Source organism: Sulfurospirillum sp. MES, assembly GCF_000789415.1.
GTDB lineage: Bacteria > Campylobacterota > Campylobacteria > Campylobacterales > Sulfurospirillaceae > Sulfurospirillum > Sulfurospirillum cavolei.
Genome location: NZ_JSEC01000038.1, coordinates 1 through 1,821 on the forward strand (window position 1 = coordinate 1; position 1,821 = coordinate 1,821).

Sequence of the window (1,821 nt, forward strand, 5' to 3'; positions counted from 1 at the left end):
ATAAGCACCTTGTGCCGATAGGAAGTGAACTCGCAAAACCGGGAAAGATACTCCCACACCTGCGGTAGCGAGGTATGAAAAATATGTGAACCGTAACGATGGCACTCGATTCCCGTTTCCTGATCCAGCGAAGAATGACAGTTGCCGCCGATATGGTCACGCCGATCAATGACTGTGACAGGCTGGTTTAGAACTGTTGCAATGCGCTCAGCAAGGGTTGCCCCCCATATGCCTGCGCCGGTAATAACATACATTAATTGACTCCAAGGAAAATGTATTATTTTTAAAAAAAACATTGCTGCTTAGCAATATTATATACTTGTAAAATACTGTCTTTTATATTTGTCTTATCAGTTTCAATAATAAGATCTGGGAAGCTTGGAGGTTCATACGGGGAAGAAACACCAGTATAGTTTTTTATTGTCCCAGCCCTTGCGAGTTTATAAAATCCCTTTATATCTCTTTGCTCGCAGACAGCCAGGGAGCATGAGATGAAAATTTCGATAAAATTATCGGAACCAATGATCTCTCGAACCATTTCTCTGTCTTTTTTTAAAGGAGAAATAAACGCGGCGATACAAATAATACCGGCATCTAAAAAGAGTCGTAACATCTCTGCAATACGCCTAATGTTCTCTTTGCGATCCTCCTGAGAAAATCCCAAATCACGGCACAACCCGTGACGAATGTTATCACCGTCAAAAACATAAGCAAAGCGACCCTCAGCAAAAAGAAGCTCTTCTAATCCATGGGCGATGGTTGACTTTCCCGCTCCAGAAAGTCCCGTAAGCCAGAATACTTTGCTTCGTTGTGCAAGAAACTTTTCTCGTAGGGAACGCTCAATAACCCCTTGGAAGGCGATAACATTTCGAATGTCGTTAACCATGTAAAAGTACTCCGAGCTTGTGGTATTACATAATTATTTAAAGATGTGCCATCAAGATGGAATCATTTAAAAATGGTTGAATATGCCCCATAGCTTGTCTATGCATTGTACCTCTTTAGCTACAAGCATCACATCTTCGTAAAAAAGGCCGGCCAATCTTCCAATCAGTTTTTTTGAACCGCATGAATATATTTGAGATATAGGGAAAGGGTCTGATATTTTAGATGTAATATTAAGGTTGGCTAGCATTTTTTTTGTTTTTTCATGCTCAAAAGAAATAATAAGATCAGCGTCATCTAACAACTCAATACAAGAGGCAACGCTTGACCTGTTTACGTACTGATCATTTTTTCTAAAATCAAAAAAACCAATCTCATGAAATGGATCTTCAGTAAAAATTTTTTCATAAGGAATAATATAAAAGTTCAAATCTTTATTTTTAAAATTGCTAACTGTAGCTGCATATTGACTTTGTCCTTTTAATGCCCAAAAAAATTCCCATGATTTTTTTAAAACAGAGTCTTCATCATTAATGGCTGAAAATAGTGTTTTAGGACATCTTGGGAACAAACAACTATAGTTTGATAGCATTCTTAAAATTGGATCTCTTGGAGTAAAATAAACTAATGCATTTTTGAAGTTTTTTTCAATATTATTTGAAACTCGTTCACTATAGAAGTGATAAGAAGGAGAAATATCAATTCTAAATTGTTTCTGCTCTGCCCCTTCGAAGAGCTCAATATAATCACTAAAGCTACTTACGATCCTTGTATGAATCGTACTGTCAGGTTTTTTTGCAAGCTCCTCAAAGTTGATCCCTGAATGGTGAATTGATCTTTCCCATGGCCCCCGACATCTAAAATCGAATAATGATAAAAAATGTAATTCTTTAATTTGCGGAACATAAATATTTTCTTTTTTCCTAAGATGCTCAT

The 1,821-nt window shown here is 37.0% G+C and carries 3 protein-coding genes; all 3 read right to left on the reverse strand.

The window, feature by feature from the left end; genetic code table 11:
- On the reverse strand, window positions 1-254 hold a 254-nt coding region (locus OA34_RS13865; RefSeq protein ID WP_286683065.1), incomplete at its 3' end, for an NAD(P)-binding protein.
- Between the two features lie 29 nt (window positions 255-283).
- A complete protein-coding gene (cysC, locus tag OA34_RS13220) occupies window positions 284-886 on the reverse strand; it encodes an adenylyl-sulfate kinase (RefSeq protein ID WP_039676190.1) in 603 nt (200 codons plus the stop codon).
- A gap of 66 nt (window positions 887-952) precedes the next feature.
- On the reverse strand, window positions 953-1,821 hold an 869-nt coding region (locus tag OA34_RS13225; protein ID WP_039676192.1), incomplete at its 5' end, for a hypothetical protein.

Coding starts and splice junctions, on each gene's coding strand:
- cysC (WP_039676190.1), bottom strand. CDS start 886: ATGGTTAACGACATTCGAAATGTTATCGCCTTCCAAGGGGTTATTGAG.